Source organism: Pseudomonas sp. O230, from assembly GCF_045447035.1.
GTDB lineage: Bacteria > Pseudomonadota > Gammaproteobacteria > Pseudomonadales > Pseudomonadaceae > Aquipseudomonas.
Map to the genome: position 1 here is coordinate 172,823 of NZ_JBJGXN010000009.1, position 15,628 is coordinate 188,450.

Here is a 15,628-nt window from a genome sequence, read left to right on the forward strand (position 1 = left end):
AGCTATCGGTGTTCAGCCGTTAGAGGGCGTCACGCGAAGGCTGTCCGTCCACCAGCCGCTGAATGCGCAGCGGATTGCCATTCTTCAACGCCTCCGGCAGCAAACTGTCCGGGTAATTCTGGAAGCACACCGGGCGCAGGAATCGGTCAATCGCCAGCGTCCCCACCGACGTGCCACGCGCATCGGACGTCGCCGGATACGGCCCGCCATGGACCATCGAATCGCAGACTTCCACACCGGTCGGATAACCGTTGAGCAGGATCCGCCCGACCTTCTGCTCCAGCAACGCCGTCAACTCGCCGAACCGCTCGAAGTCTTGTGGCTCGCCAATGATCGTTGCCGTCAGCTGCCCGTGCAGGCCATTCAACGCGGCACTCAGTTGCGCCTGATCCGCCACCTCGACAAACACTGTGGTCGGGCCGAAGACTTCTTCCTGCAAGACTTCATCGCCATCAATTAACAGACTGACATCGGCTTTGAACAGTTGCGGCTGGGCTTGATTACCCTGTTGCGCATTGCCGGCCAAGTGCTCGATGCCGGGATGCGCGAGGAGTTTTTGCAGGCCTTGGCCATAGCTGCTCAAGGTCCCGGCGTTGAGCATGGTTTGCGCGGGCTGATCGTTGATCAACCCCGCGACCTGCTGCACAAACGCACTGAACTGCGCCGAGCGAATGCCGATCACCAGACCGGGGTTGGTGCAGAACTGGCCGCAGCCTTGCACCACCGAAGCGGTCAGGTCGCGGGCCACGCTTTCAGCGCGAACAGCCAGGGCCTGGGGCAGGACGATCACCGGATTGATGCTCGACATCTCGGCGAACACCGGGATCGGCTGTGCACGCGCAGCCGCCATATCGCACAACGCCCGACCGCCCTTGAGCGAACCGGTGAAACCGACGGCCTGAATCGCCGGGTGCTTGACCAGCGCTTCGCCGACCCCGCCACCGTAGATCATGTTGAACACACCGGCCGGCATGCCGGTTTTTTCCGCGGCGCGGATAATGGCATCGGCCACGAGCTCGGCCGTGGCCATGTGACCGCTGTGCGCCTTGAATACCACCGGGCATCCGGCAGCCAAGGCTGACGCGGTGTCGCCGCCGGCGGTGGAAAACGCCAACGGGAAGTTACTGGCCCCAAACACCGCGACCGGGCCGAGGCCGATGCGGTACTGGCGCAGATCGGGACGTGGCAGCGGCTTGCGCTCTGGCAGGGCCTGATCGATCCGTGCACCGTAGAAATCACCGCGCCGCAGCACCTTGGCGAACAGGCGCATCTGGCCGCTGGTGCGACCACGCTCGCCTTGAATGCGGGCGGCGGGCAACGCGGTTTCCCGGCAGACCAGGGCGACGAAATCATCGCCCAGCGCGTCCAGCTCATCGGCAATCGCATCGAGAAATTGCGCGCGACGCTCGGCACTCAGGCTGCGGTAGGCCGGGTAAGCAGCAGCGGCTGCCTTCGCGGCGGCATCGACTTCTTCCGGCGTGGCCTGGAAGAAATCGTGAGGTAAAACTTCGCCGGTGCTGGCATCAACGCTGTTGACGATGATAGTGCCGGCAGCGCTGCGCTGGCCGCCGATGTAGTTGTGACCGAGTATCCGGGTCATGAGTGACTCCTTAAAGAATGCCAATGGTGCCGGGTTCGAAGGCCGCTGCAACCGGCGCGATGCCGTTGATCAACGGCGCACCGAACTCGGCCTGACTGATCTCGAACACGTCACCCGGTTGGGTGCGAATGCCGTCGGCAAAGGACAGGGTCGCGGTGCCGAAGAAGTGAATATGCACGTCACCCGGACGCAGGAACTGGCTGTATTTGAAATGGTGGTATTCGAGGTTTTCCAGGCTGTGGCACATGTTGGCCTCGCCGCTGAGAAACTCGTTCTGCCACAGCACTTCGCCGTCGCGCAAAATGCGGCTGGTGCCCACCAGATGTTGAGGCAACTCACCCACCCGAAGTTCCGGCCCATAACTGCAACTGCGCAGTTTGGAGTGCGCCAGATAGAGGTAGTTCTTGCGCTCCATGACGTGATCGGAAAACTCGTTGCCCACCGCATAACCGAGGCGATACGGCTTGCCGTCGTGGCCGATGACGTATAGACCGCTGAGCTCCGGCTCTTCACCCGCATCTTCGGCAAACGGCGGCAGCGGGAACGGTTTACCCGGACGCACGACGATGCTGCCGTCACCCTTATAGAACCATTCCGGTTGCACACCGGCCTGCCCCGCTGCCGGTTTGCCGCCCTCCACGCCCCATTTGAAGATGCGCAGGGTGTCGGTCATCGCCGCTTCATCACCGGCCTGCTGATGCATCTTGTCCCGCGCCGAAGCACTGCCCAAATGAGTCAGGCCGGTGCCACTGACGAGCATATGCGCCGGGTCCGGATGGTCCAGCGGTGGCAGGATGCGCAGCTGGGTCAGCAGCTCTGCATACTCGTGGCTGATGCCCAGGCCCAGGGCATTCACCTGTTGCTCAAGACTGACGCCCGCCTCGATCGCCGCCAACGCGAGATCGCGCACCGTGCGCGCGTCCTGCACTTCGTGCACCAGACTGCCCTCGACCACGCCAACCCGGCGCTCGCCGTTAATCAATTCGAATTGAACCAAACGCATGGATTTTCTCCTGTTTATTGAGAACACCACGGCCCCTGTGGGAGCGGGCTTGCCCGCGATAGCGGTCTGTCTGACACATCGTTGGTGCATGTGCCGCCGTCATCGCGGGCAAGCCCGCTCCCACAAGATCTGCGGTGATTACTTCTTTCCTGTCAGGAGCGGGTCGCGCCACGCGCGCTGGCGGCAAACTGATCAGCCGGCAACACATGCTTGCGCTCCAGCACGCGGTAGACCACGCCCGTCAAAATCAACCCGAACACCATCACTCCCGAAAGGAAATACAACCCGGACGCCAGGTTGCCGGTGTATTCCTTCAGCGCCCCAATCACGAACGGACCGATGTAGCCACCCAGGTTGCCCACCGAGTTGATCAGCGCGATCCCCGCCGCGGCACTGGCGCCCGCAAAAAACCGGCCAGGCAAGGTCCAGAACACCGCGGTGCAGGAAAACAGCGCGAACGCCACCAGGCACAGCGCCGCCAGTTGCAGCACCGGCACCGTCAGCCAGGCACTGAGAAACAGGCCGATGGCACCCAACACATACAGCACCGCCAGATGGCCATAGCGATCATTCAAACGGTCGGAACTGCGCGGGATGATCAACAGACCGACGATCCCGAAAATGTACGGCACCGACGACACGAAGCCCGTCACCAGATCCGTGCCACCGAACTGCTTGATCAGCGTCGGCAACCACAGGCCCAGGCCATAAATGCTCAGGGTGACCGGCAGATCAAACAGCGCCAGCAGCAACACACGTTTGTCCTTGAGCGCATGCAACGGATTGCCGTGACGGGTCTGACCGTACTCTTCAAGGTCCTTTTTCAGCTCACCGGCCAGCCAGTCTTTCTCGGGCTGATCCATCCATTTCACCTGTTGCGGACCATCCGGCAACCAGCGCAGCACCGGCCAGGTCAGCAGGATCGCCGGGGTGCCGATGACGATGAACAGCCACTGCCAGCCGTGCAATCCAAGGATGCCGTCCATGCCGAGCAAGCCGCCGGACACCGGGCCGGTAATCAACATGGCGATTGGCTGGGACAGGATGAACAACCCGAGGATCTTGCCGCGATGGCGAACCGGGAACCACTGCGTGATGTAGTACAGAACGCCCGGAAAGAACCCGGCTTCGGCGGCGCCGAGCAGAAAGCGCATCACATAGAAGCTGTGCGGCCCCTGGACGAAGGCCATGCCGATGGTGATGGCGCCCCAGGTGACCATGATCCGCGCAAACCAGCGCCGCGCGCCGAAGCGTTCGAGCATCAGGTTGCTGGGGATTTCCAACAGGAAGTAACCAATGAAGAACAGCCCGGCGCCGAGGCCATAAGCCGCGTCGCCAATACCGATGTCGGCGCCCATGTGCAGCTTGGCGAAGCCGACGGCGGAGCGATCCACATAGGCGATCAGGTACAGCAGGATCAGGAAGGGAATCAGTTTCAGCGTGATGCGACGGATAAGCCGCAGTTCCTGGCTCATGAGATCGGTCTCCGATTGTTGTTGTTATAGAACCTCGGGGGACGCCTCTCGCCCAAAAATGCCAGGACCATCCCTCCGTTGAAGCGGACTATATAGTAATACTATTTACGCAACAACACTTCCAAACGTCCGAATTTGAGCCTATGTTACGCCTCAGCTCGAACAATATAGTCATACAATAAGAGAAACGATTATGTCTGATAAGAAACCCACCCTGCGCTCCGCCCAATGGTTTGGCACGGCCGACAAGAACGGCTTCATGTACCGCAGCTGGATGAAGAATCAGGGCATCGCCGACCACCAGTTCCACGGCAAGCCGATCATCGGCATCTGCAACACTTGGTCGGAACTGACCCCGTGCAACGCGCATTTCCGCCAGATTGCCGACCACGTCAAACGCGGCGTGATCGAGGCCGGCGGTTTCCCGGTGGAGTTTCCGGTGTTCTCCAACGGTGAATCGAACCTGCGCCCGACCGCCATGTTCACCCGCAACCTGACAAGCATGGACGTCGAAGAAGCCATTCGCGGCAACCCGATTGACGGCGTGGTGCTGCTGACCGGCTGCGACAAAACCACCCCGGCGCTGTTGATGGGCGCGGCCAGTTGCGACGTACCGGCCATCGTCGTCACCGGCGGGCCGATGCTCAACGGCAAGCACAAGGGCCAGGACATCGGCTCGGGCACCGTGGTCTGGCAGCTCAGTGAACAAGTGAAAGCGGGCACCATTACCCTCGATGACTTCCTCGCGGCCGAGGGTGGCATGTCCCGCTCCGCCGGCACCTGTAACACCATGGGCACCGCATCGACCATGGCTTGCATGGCCGAAGCGCTCGGCACTTCCCTGCCCCACAACGCGGCGATTCCAGCGGTCGATGCGCGTCGTTATGTGCTGGCGCACATGTCCGGCATGCGTGCGGTGGAGATGGTTCGCGAAGACTTGAAGCTGTCGAAAATCCTCACCAAGGAAGCCTTCGAAAACGCCATTCGGGTCAACGCCGCCATCGGTGGTTCGACCAACGCCGTGATCCACTTGAAAGCCATTGCTGGCCGCATCGGCGTGGACCTCGAGCTGGACGACTGGACCCGCATCGGTCGCGGCATGCCGACCATCGTCGACCTGCAACCGTCCGGGCGCTTCCTGATGGAAGAGTTCTACTACGCCGGCGGCTTGCCTGCGGTACTGCGCCGTCTCGGCGAAGCCAACCTGATTCCGCATCCGAACGCCCTCACCGTCAACGGCAAGACGCTGGGCGAGAACACCAAGGACTCGCCGATTTACGGCCAGGACGAAGTGATCCGCACCCTCGACAACCCGATTCGCGCCGACGGCGGTATCTGCGTATTGCGCGGCAACCTGGCGCCACTCGGTGCCGTACTCAAACCGTCCGCTGCCAGCGCAGAACTGATGCAGCATCGCGGGCGTGCCGTGGTGTTCGAGAACTTCGACATGTACAAGGCGCGAATCAACGATCCGGATCTGGACGTGGATGCCAACTCGATTCTGGTGATGAAAAACTGTGGGCCGAAGGGTTATCCGGGCATGGCCGAAGTCGGCAACATGGGCTTGCCGGCCAAATTGCTGGCCCAGGGTGTGACGGATATGGTGCGCATTTCCGATGCACGCATGAGCGGCACCGCGTACGGCACAGTGGTGTTGCACGTGGCACCGGAAGCGGCGGCCGGCGGGCCTTTGGCGGCGGTGAAGGAAGGCGACTGGATCGAACTCGACTGCGCCAACGGGCGCTTGCACCTGGACATTCCGGACGCCGAACTGGCGGCGCGCATGGCGGATCTGCAACCGCCGCCGCAGATGATCCTCGGTGGATACCGCCAGCTGTACATCGACCATGTGCTGCAAGCGGATCAAGGGTGCGACTTTGACTTCCTGGTGGGTTGCCGCGGGGCCGAAGTCCCCCGCCACTCTCACTAACCCCGCAACCCTTTGTAGGAGCTGGCTTGCCAGCGATGGTGGGTCAGGCACTGTTGTGTCGACTGACACACCATCGCTGGCAAGCCAGCTCCTACAGTTTTGATCTTCATTGGACACAGGACCGTGCTTGCTCTGGCGACCGTCCTCGCCGCGCCTGCTATCATGCGCGGCACTTCCCCCGCACAGGATCGCGCCGCTTCCCATGGATTACCGCAAACCCTCCGACCGCAAAAGCATGCACTCGCGCATTGTCCAGGAACTGGGCATGCAGATCGTTTCCGGACGCTTCAAACCGGACGACAAGCTGCCCGCCGAAGCCCTGTTGTGCGAGGAATACGCGGTCAGCCGGCCGGTGCTGCGCGAAGCCACGCGTGTATTGGTCGCCAAAGGTCTGGTGTATTCCCGTCCGCGAGTCGGCACGGTGGTCAAGCAGCGTAAGGAATGGCACATGCTCGACCCGGACGTGCTGCACTGGCTGATGCAAAGCAGCCCGCAGAATGAATTCTTCGATTTGCTGACCAGCGTGCGTAGCATTATTGAACCGGCGGCGGCGGCCCTCGCCGCGCAGTTCGCCACCGATGCGGACATCGCCTCCATCGGTGAAGCCTACCAACGCATGGAAGCCGCGCCGACCCCCGAAGCCCTGTTGCAACCGGACCTGGATTTCCACAGCCGCATCGCCGACGCCACCCACAACGATCTGCTGGCGAACCTGTGCAACATGCTGTCGGTGGCGATTGCCGAAGCCTTGAAGCATTCCAACCAGCGGCCGAATCTGCATGAATTGGCGCTGCCACGGCACAAGGCAATTCTCACGGCCATCGAGAATCGCGATGCGCTGGGGGCACGGCATGCGACGCTGGTGCAATTGGATGATGCGCGCAGTGCGCTGAATGTGGTGCTCGGAACCGATCCTTCATAAACAACGCGATCCCTTGTAGGAGCCGGCTTGCTGGCAATGGCGTGTCAGTCGACATCAATGTGGCTGACACACCATCGCCAGCAAGCCGGCTCCTACAAAGGATTATGTGAATCCAGATGTAAAAAAGCCGCAGCCGTGAGGTTGCGGCTTTTTCGTTTCTGGCCTGAAAACCTTCCTTACCCAATCGAATCGATCAATGTGCGGTAACCGGCTACCGCACATCCCTTTCCATTCGGTTTACGGTGAGGAACCACTCATGCAAAGGATTGCATCATGCCCACACCTGCATCGCCGCCGACCACCGCAAGCGACACCGACATCATCGCGCGCGCGGTTCACACCCGATTCAACACTCGGCCGACATTACGCTCGCAAACCGCCCGCATGCTCAAGGACGGCATTCTGGAAAAATACCCGCAACTGGCGTTCGACCCTGACCGAACCAAGATTGCCCAACCGATCCCGGGTGGGGCCTGGCGGCTCACACCGCTTATGGATTTGGTGCTTGAGTATCTCGCCAGCGGTACATTCCCGGATTTTCGCGAGCAATTCGGTCGCATCTGCTTTTTGACCAACCGTGCCCCTGCACGACTCGCCGTCAACAACACGACATCGCAGTTGCCTGACCTGCAAGTGATCGCGGATGTCATTCGAGAGTTACCCGACATTCTCTACATCGGCGCTCAGGAATCATTGAAGGACTGCTGGAACGAACAGGACGAAAGCGGCGTCAGCCGCTGGCAATGGCTGGGGGATCTGCTCGCCGGCGTGCTGAAAACGTCCGCGACGCGTCTCGCGGAGAATAATGCGTCCCAGGCCGAGATTCTCCTGGAGTTGGCCCGCCAACCCGACAACCGTGAACGCCTTCAGCGACCCTGGGCCAAAGGTGCTATTGAAGCCTGCACGCTCCAAATCACGCTGAGCAGAGGCGAAGTGACGATCACGCTGCAGACGCCGGATATTCTGGTGACTTGCGGTGATACCCATTTGTTGTGCAGCGTGACCGGCGATATCGAGTCGTTCCCGTCCATGCAAGCCTTCGGTGCTGCATGGAGTGCGCGGTTGCAGCAGGACTTCACGGCCGACTCCATCACCTGGAAACGTTTTGCACCGGACGGCAACATCTTTGATACCCAGGCGGCCCTGCTGCTGAACCAGCAACTGCAAGACCTGAAATCGCTGAAATTGCCTGCTCACCTAAGCCTGGTTGAGCTTGAAAAACGTTTTGACGCAATCACCGATGTGGCCGCACGGTTTCTCGGCAGCGACCACCACCCGACGCACCTTCAGCCCCTACAGGCTGTGATTCCCGATTGGTTGCAGGGTGCGGGCCACACAGATCGCATGGCCTGGCGTAAACACACGTTATCGATAGCCAGCGCCCAACAACAGACACAGGGACGTTCGTTGCGCGACGACGTCATTGACCTTCGCACGTTCACCAAAAATGCACTGCATGAACAAATGCTCAAAGACCAGCCCCTGGCACCCGGCTACAAGTCCGATGAGCTGGAACTGACCTTTCATGTGCCCGTTGGCGACTTGGGCAGCGGCTACCTTGAACCCGTCCAAATGTCACTGACTGATCTGGCGATCAACAATCTCGCCGGCAAACCCAAAGGCCGGATGACCCTCCGCCACACCGGTAACCACCTGATTCAAGACTGGACCACCGAGGCCTATTTACTGGGGCTGGTGAGTCGGGTCGATGTCGGAAAAAATTACCCCGAGTACCTCAAAGCACAACTGCTTGGCGACAGTCCCGAGGCCAAGGAACGCCTGCGACTTTTCGGTCTCGAACTGAGCGTAAATCTACCGCTGCGTGCCCTGGAGCACTCGATCAAGGGTGAACACGGATTCACCCTCTTGGGCTATCGATATGTCGATGCCGTATTCCAACCGTTGGCTGCCGAGCGAGTCGTGGAGGAACAATCGATCGTCATCAGGCCTCTGGCGTTTCAACGAAAACCCGGGGCCCTGTCCGATGTGGCCAGCAACATGTTCATCATCGAGCCGAAAGACCTGAAGGCGGTCGGCCCGCATATTCTTTACCGACCGCTGTACCCCGACTCCCTGCACCAATACCCCAGTCGTCAGGACCTGCTGAGTGCCATTGCGCAGTCCGGCCCGTTACAAACCAGTGCGCTAACCTGGCTGCCGGATCGCGCACGGCCGATCTACGACAACAACGGGTTCACCGAACCCCACATTGTCCACTTCCATGCAGGCGACGAATTCTCACCACCAGAGAAGCCGCAACCGGCGATTCTCGCAGGCGACGAAGCGGTCGGTGACTGGCTCACTGCGCTGGAAGAAGGTCGATTACTCGCCAGCCTGTTCGTCAGCAACGCACGTGCACTGATTGATCTGGCGGACCGGCAATCGGTGTCGAATGCCGAGAGCCGTTGGGCGATCATCCTCGAGGGAGGCTGGCTGGTATTCAACAATGTGATTCTGCCGCTGTTACGCGGCCCCTCCATGGTCGTGGGCTGGATGCTGCAAATCGCCCACAGCCTGATCAATGATCTCCCGGCGCTGGACAGTGATGACCCAAAGGCGCGGAACCAGGCATGGATCGATGTGCTGTTGAACATTGGCCTGCTGGTTCTGCATGTGGCCCGAGAGCAAGGTGCCCCGGCACTTTCCGACAGCACGGTGACGGAAATTCCGGCCCCCCTCGCCTCCCTGCGCCGTCCTTCACAGACATTCTCATGGCCCACCGAACCGACCATCACCGAGGACACGCCGGGCCTGCCTTCCGAGCCGCCGGGCAGTGGCAATACCTTGCTCGACTTCAACCTGTCGAGCGCTCGCGATTCGGCATCGGCCCGGTTGTTCAACACGTTACGGGAGCTCCAGGTGCCTTGGCCGACACCTCTGCCAGCGCCCATCACAACCGGCGCCTTCAAAGGCTTGTACCGGATCGCCAACACCTGGCACGCCAGCGTCGCCGGCCTGCTGTTTCGCGCCAGTATCGTGCCCGGCTTCGGCGAGGCGTATCTGATACACCCCGAGCACCCGGATCATCCCGGCATCAAGCTCAAGACCGATGGCAATGGCCACTGGACCCTGGATCAAGGGCTGAAACTGCTCGGCGGCGGGCGCAATGCGCGAATCAGCGCTCAGCGAGAAATGACCCAACAACGCATCAGCCTGCTGCAACTCAATCGTCAGGAGTTCGTGGACCAACAAGCCCGGGTGCAGAAGCGTGTCGACATCGCCGAGAACCTGATGCAGCTGAAAAAAAACGATCCCGCCAGCACCGAGCTCGATCGCGCCACGTATAGGCAACGCTTCGTTGATGAGCTGGACAAACAGACCGAAAGCTACGCCACGCTGTTGGCCGAGATCAGGGAATTGAGCGAACTGACCAAATCCGATCCCGATCCCCTGCAATTGTGCAGCCTGTCGGAAAACCTCATCAACAACGCTCGCAAACGGGTCGTCATCACTGACTGGGAGCGCGAAGCGGTCGATAGCCAATACGCGGACTTGAGAGAGGGGATCAGACATTTGCATGAAGCGATCACCCGCGAGGGCGACGTGGTACTGGATCGCTACTTTGAGTTCATGCGCAAAACCGCCGAAATCAACGAAACCATGATCAGGTTTCTTGAACAGGTAGACAGTCGGCTGCTGGAACTCAAGCAGGTCCCTCGCCTGGGCCTGGAGTACTGGAAGCGACTGACCGGCAACAGGCCCGAAGATGAAATGACGGCACTGCGAATCAAGTGCTACCAATTGAGTGTCTTGCGCCTGCTCAGCCTCAAGGCCCTGGGAAGCAATACCATGGGTGTGCTCGAACGCACTCTCAGCCCGCTGCTGTTGCTGTCTCGCTCCCATGCCGAACTGCAAACGGAGCACACCTACACCAACAGCGACCGGATCGCCGTTCTGGATAACCTGGTCGATCAGTACAACAAGGCACAGGATGGTCTGGAAGCGATAGGCATTTTCAGTACCGATGAACTGCAAACACACCCTTTTAATCGACTGCGTGAGCTCATTGATCAGCTGCGTGTGGATGCCGAGCGACGTCTGGCGGAAGCGCTTCAGCTGCAGCCGCAACCGGAGGAACCGTCCGCCTCTGCATCCGGCCCCAGGCCGCCAGTGAAACGTCCTGATTCATGGCCCAGCCGCAAGCGGGTTATCAATACCGCCAAGGGCGCGTTTATCGGCGATCTTCGCCAACGCATCGCCAACCAGGGAGGAGACATTGTCGACATCAACGATCCTTTCGAAAAAAAACCACTGGCCTCGTTTCATGAACACGAACCCAATGTCTGGGTGGAAGTCGTCGATGTCAGGCCCGTAACGCCCAGGGCTCCACGTGCCTACCAGCAGCTCAAGGGTGATGCTCGCAAAGCCTTGGCCGATACCGATAAACACGTGCAAAAGATCGAGGGTTACGCGCAACGCGCCAGTTCTCCCAAGGAAATCGAAGAGCAACTGCAGCGCGAGGCACAAAAATTGATTGGGTATGCCGATAGCCTGGAACAGCACGAAAGCCCTCCGGCCAACCGGGCTCCCGACGTTTCGCTGATCGACGGCCTCCGGGATAAGGCGCGCAACCTCGACACTAAGGCGAGCGAGCTACGCACTCGCATGACCCTCGCCCGGCCGCCCAGTAGCGAGGGTGTGGAGTTTCTGCTGCGCAACAATGCGATTGTTGCGCGAATCATCGGCCACCGTGTTCAGCTCAAAACCGGACGCAAGGATTTCATGCAGGAATACGTCTTGTTGAATAAAGACAATCAACCTTGGTGGTACGCGCATTTTCACTACGCCAACACAGAAGATGCCAAGGCTGACTACACCCAGGCGCATCTGAAAACCAGGGAGCAACGTTTCGAAACCTACGAATCGGCCATGGCCAAGGCTAAAGATCCGAAGCAACAAATCGCTATTCATCATGGAATCATCAGCAAGGAACTGGCCAGCCGCGATTTCTTGCCGCTGCAACCGCGCTGAGTTTTTCAATCGCCCATAAAAAAGCCGCAACCCGGGTTGCGGCTTCTTGTTTTTGCCTGGGGTTAGTGAGCAAACAACGAATTGCCCTTCTGCCCCGCCAGTTTCTCCGGCTTGATCAGGAAACGTGCCAGCGCCGGCAGCAGCCACAGCGCGCCAAACATGTTCCAGAGCAGCATGAAGGTCAGCATCAGGCCCATGTCGGCCTGGAACTTGATGGCCGAGAAGATCCAGGTGCACACGCCGATCGCCAGGCACAGACCGGTGAACAGCACGGCTTTACCAGTGGACTTCAGCGTTTGGTAGTACGCCTCTTGCAGCGGCAGACCGGCACGCAGGAAGCTTTCCAGACGGCTGTAGATGTAGATGCCGTAGTCCACGCCAATCCCCACACCCAATGCCACCACCGGCAAGGTTGCGACTTTGACGCCGATCCCCATGAAGGCCATCAGGGCGTTGCCGAGTACCGAGGTCAGCACCAGTGGCAACACGATGCACAAAGTCGCCGCCCAGGAACGGAAGGTGATCATGCACATGGTCGCGACGCAGATGTAGACGAGGATCAGGATGGTCAGCTCGGATTCCTTGATCACTTCGTTGGTGGCCGCCTCGATGCCGGCGTTACCCGCCGCGAGAATGAACTCCAGACCTTCCTTGTTGTTTTCCTTGGCGAAGTCCTTCACCGCATGGACGGCGCGATCCAGCGTTGCCGCCTTGTGATCGTTGAGGAACACCAGCACCGGCGCCAGGGAGCAACTGTTGTTGTACAGGCCATCAGCGCGGGCGATGGAGTTGTTCAGCACGTCCGGGTTGCGCGACAGGGTTTCCCATTTCAGGTTGCCCTCGTTCATGCCCTTGATCATCTGCTTGGACACGGTTACCAGCGAGATCGCCGACTGCACGCCCTCGGTGTTCTGCATCTTCCACATCAGTTCGTCGATCGGTGCCATCGCTTCATAGCGCGAGCAACCTTCGGACTTGGTCTTGACCATCACCACCAACACGTCGGAGCTGGTGGAGTAGTTGCTGATGATGAAATTGTTGTCCTTGTTGTAGCGCGAATCCGGACGCAGTTCTGGAGCACCTTGATCGAGGTCGCCGATTTTCAGGTTCTGGCTGTACCAAAGGCCGCCACCGAAGGCCAGCAGGGCCAGCACGACCGACACCGGGGCGACTTTCGGGCTGGCAAAGTTGGACAGCAGGCGCCAGAACGGGTGTTCGCGGTGCGCGTCTTTCTTGCTGCGCTCGACGGCACGTTTACTGATGCCGACGTAGGAAATCGCGACGGGCAGCAGGATCAGGTTGGTGAACACGATCACCGCCACACCGATGGATGCGCCGATAGCCAGCTCGCGAATCACGCCGATGTCGATGATCAGCAGGGTAATGAAACCCACCGCATCGGCAAGGATCGCGATCATCCCCGGCAGGAACAGTTGGCGGAAAGTGCGCCGCGCCGCAGTCAACGCGTTGTCGGCCTCACTGGACTGCAAGGCGATACCGTTGATCTTTTGCACGCCGTGAGAAATACCGATGGCGAAGATCAGGAACGGCACCAGCATCGAGTACGGATCCAGCCCGAAACCGAAGAAGTGCATCAGGCCGAGTTGCCAGACCACCGCCACCAGCGTCGTGCTCAACACCGCCACGGTGCTGCGCATGCAGTTGGTGAACCAGTACAACAGGATAAGGGTGATGACAAAGGCGATACCGAAGAACATCACCACCATCACCAGACCATCGATCAGGTCGCCGACTTTCTTGGCGAAACCGACGATGTGGATCTGCACGTTGGGGTTCTGTTTCTCGAACTTGTCGCGGATCTTTTCTTCCAGCTCGTGGGAGAACTTGCGGTAGTCCAGGGCCAGCAACTTGCCTTGGTCCTGCGGATCCGGGTAGGACTCCAGCAACGGGATATCGACGATGCTCGACTTGAAGTCGTTGGCCACCAGGCGCCCGACTTGGCCGGACTTGAGTACGTTGTTGCGCAATAGATCGAGACTTTGCTGGGAGCCGTTGTAGCTCTGCGGGATCACTTCGCCCCCGGCGAAGCCCTCCTCCGTCACCTCAGTCCAGCGCACGCTCGGACTCCACAGCGACTTGAGGCCGGAACGGTCGACGCCGGAGATGTAGAACACTTCGTCGTTGATCTGACGCAGAGTCTCCATGTACTCCTTGGAAAAAATGTCGCCGTCGGTGGCTTCAACCGAAATACGAACCGTGTTGCCCAGGTTCGCCAGGTCGTTGCGGTGCTCCATCATCTTTTGAATGAACGGATGCTCGAGCGGGATCATCTTTTCGAAACTGGTGGACGGCCGGATCAGCGTCGCCTGCCAGAACAGGAAAATACTCACCAACAGACAGATCACGATCACTGCCGGGCGGTTGTTGAAAATCAGGCGCTCCAGAAACGTCGCCTTGTCTTGGTGATGGCTGCTTAGGGATGTCATAGACCCGCCTTCTTATTATTTGCCCGGCTCATTTGGACGACCCGTTTTTTCCATTCTCTGCGCCGGCGCCAGTTGGCGAGGTGACGCGAACGCCGCCCTGTCCTGCCAGAATCAGATTGCCGTTGCCTGCCGCGGTGACCGCCGAAACGGAAATGCGATCGGGACGGTTGAACACGCTGAAGGTTTCGCCGTTGTCGTTGCTGCGGATTACCGAGCCACCGTTGCCGACGATCACGATCGAACCATCGTCGAGCAAGGTGGCGCCGGACAGGCCGAACTCCAGCGCACCGCGGGTGGCTTTCAACTCGACCGGCTCCCAGGTGCTGCCGAAATCGGTGGAGCGAAACAGGTTGCCCCGCAGACCGTAGGCCAGCAGCGTGTTGGCCTCGGCGGTGCCAATCACACCGAACAACGAGCCTTCGTATGGACCTTCAAGCTTTTCCCAGGTCTGCCCCCAATCAGCGGAGCGGAACATGCTGCCCTGCTCGCCGACGATGAACAGCCCGGCATCCTTGATTGCTGCGATGCCGTTGAGGTGGTACTGGTCTTCGTTGTCGAGGCGGTCGCTGGCGTCTTCCCAGTGTTTGCCGCCATCGGTGGTTTCCATCAGCGAACCGTAGGCGCCCACGGCAAAGCCGCTGTTGACGTCCTTGAACCAGACGTCGAGCAGCGGCGATTCGCGTTTCAGATCTTCAAATTGTTTGGTCCAGGTGACGCCGCCGTCCTCGCTGGCGAGGATCTGCGCGTCATGGCCGACGGCCCAGCCGTGTTTGTCGTCGACAAAAAATACCGAGGTCAGCAGTTGCCGGGTCGGCACCTTGGCCTGGGTCCAGGTCGCGCCCTGGTCATCGGAATACAGAATGTGCCCGCGGTCACCGACCGCCACCAGGCGCTTGCCGGCGTGCACGACGTCGAGCATCAGGCTTTTGCTGGCCTTGGCGGACTCAACGGAATAGACAACGTCGGTGGCTGGCGCCGCAGCGGCCAGCGCAGGTGCTGACAACACGGCACAGCCCAACAGCGAGAGCGCTGTAGCCAGCAACGCGAATTTGCGCAGTGCCGGCGGGCGGCAGATACCCACACCCATGACAGGCTCACTCATAGACCTTCCCCCATTATTATTGTTAGGTCGTTCAACCTTTCAGGGCGCCGATAGGGGTGCTCGCTGGGATTGAGTGGTTAGGAGCATAGTCCTGAAACCCGCAATCCAGAGCCCCTTCGGAAGCTGGCTTATCCTATCGGGGTTTGGAAAGGTCTGACAATCGACGCCACGTTATGTT

The 15,628-nt window shown here is 59.9% G+C and carries 8 protein-coding genes; 3 read left to right on the forward strand and 5 right to left on the reverse strand.

What is annotated here, in order from left to right; genetic code table 11:
• Window positions 1–19: 19 nt before the first annotated feature.
• The 3 genes from ACI77H_RS20560 to ACI77H_RS20570 form a co-directional block, all read right to left on the reverse strand.
• A complete protein-coding gene (locus ACI77H_RS20560; RefSeq protein ID WP_407013560.1) occupies window positions 20–1,600 on the reverse strand; it encodes an aldehyde dehydrogenase (NADP(+)) in 1,581 nt (526 codons plus the stop codon).
• Window positions 1,601–1,610: 10 nt separating this feature from the next.
• Window positions 1,611–2,603, reverse strand: coding sequence for an AraD1 family protein (gene araD1, locus ACI77H_RS20565; RefSeq protein ID WP_407013561.1), 993 nt, complete (start codon window positions 2,601–2,603; stop codon window positions 1,611–1,613).
• A gap of 152 nt (window positions 2,604–2,755) precedes the next feature.
• Entirely contained in the window at window positions 2,756–4,078 is a 1,323-nt protein-coding gene (locus ACI77H_RS20570) for an MFS transporter (RefSeq protein WP_407013562.1), read from the reverse strand.
• Between the two features lie 193 nt (window positions 4,079–4,271).
• On the opposite strand from ACI77H_RS20570, the gene ACI77H_RS20575 reads away from it, so the two are divergent.
• The 3 genes from ACI77H_RS20575 (at window position 4,272) to ACI77H_RS20585 (ending at window position 11,901) form a co-directional block, all read left to right on the forward strand.
• Complete coding sequence (locus ACI77H_RS20575; protein WP_407013563.1) at window positions 4,272–6,008, forward strand: IlvD/Edd family dehydratase; 1,737 nt, start codon at window positions 4,272–4,274, stop codon at window positions 6,006–6,008.
• A gap of 202 nt (window positions 6,009–6,210) precedes the next feature.
• Window positions 6,211–6,930 carry a FadR/GntR family transcriptional regulator gene (locus ACI77H_RS20580; RefSeq protein ID WP_407013564.1) on the forward strand — a complete coding sequence of 240 codons (720 nt, stop codon included), beginning with the start codon at window positions 6,211–6,213 and terminating at the stop codon, window positions 6,928–6,930.
• Between the two features lie 273 nt (window positions 6,931–7,203).
• On the forward strand, window positions 7,204–11,901 hold the full coding sequence (locus tag ACI77H_RS20585; protein ID WP_407013565.1) for a dermonecrotic toxin domain-containing protein: 4,698 nt from the start codon (window positions 7,204–7,206) through the stop codon (window positions 11,899–11,901).
• A 62-nt stretch (window positions 11,902–11,963) separates the two neighbouring features.
• Here ACI77H_RS20585 and ACI77H_RS20590 read toward each other — a convergent pair whose 3' ends face one another.
• Both ACI77H_RS20590 and ACI77H_RS20595 read right to left on the reverse strand, forming a co-directional pair.
• A complete protein-coding gene (locus tag ACI77H_RS20590) occupies window positions 11,964–14,348 on the reverse strand; it encodes an RND family transporter (protein ID WP_407013566.1) in 2,385 nt (794 codons plus the stop codon).
• A 28-nt stretch (window positions 14,349–14,376) separates the two neighbouring features.
• Window positions 14,377–15,450, reverse strand: a complete 1,074-nt coding sequence (locus tag ACI77H_RS20595; protein WP_407013567.1) for a WD40/YVTN/BNR-like repeat-containing protein — start codon at window positions 15,448–15,450, stop codon at window positions 14,377–14,379.
• Between the last annotated feature and the right edge of the window lie 178 nt (window positions 15,451–15,628).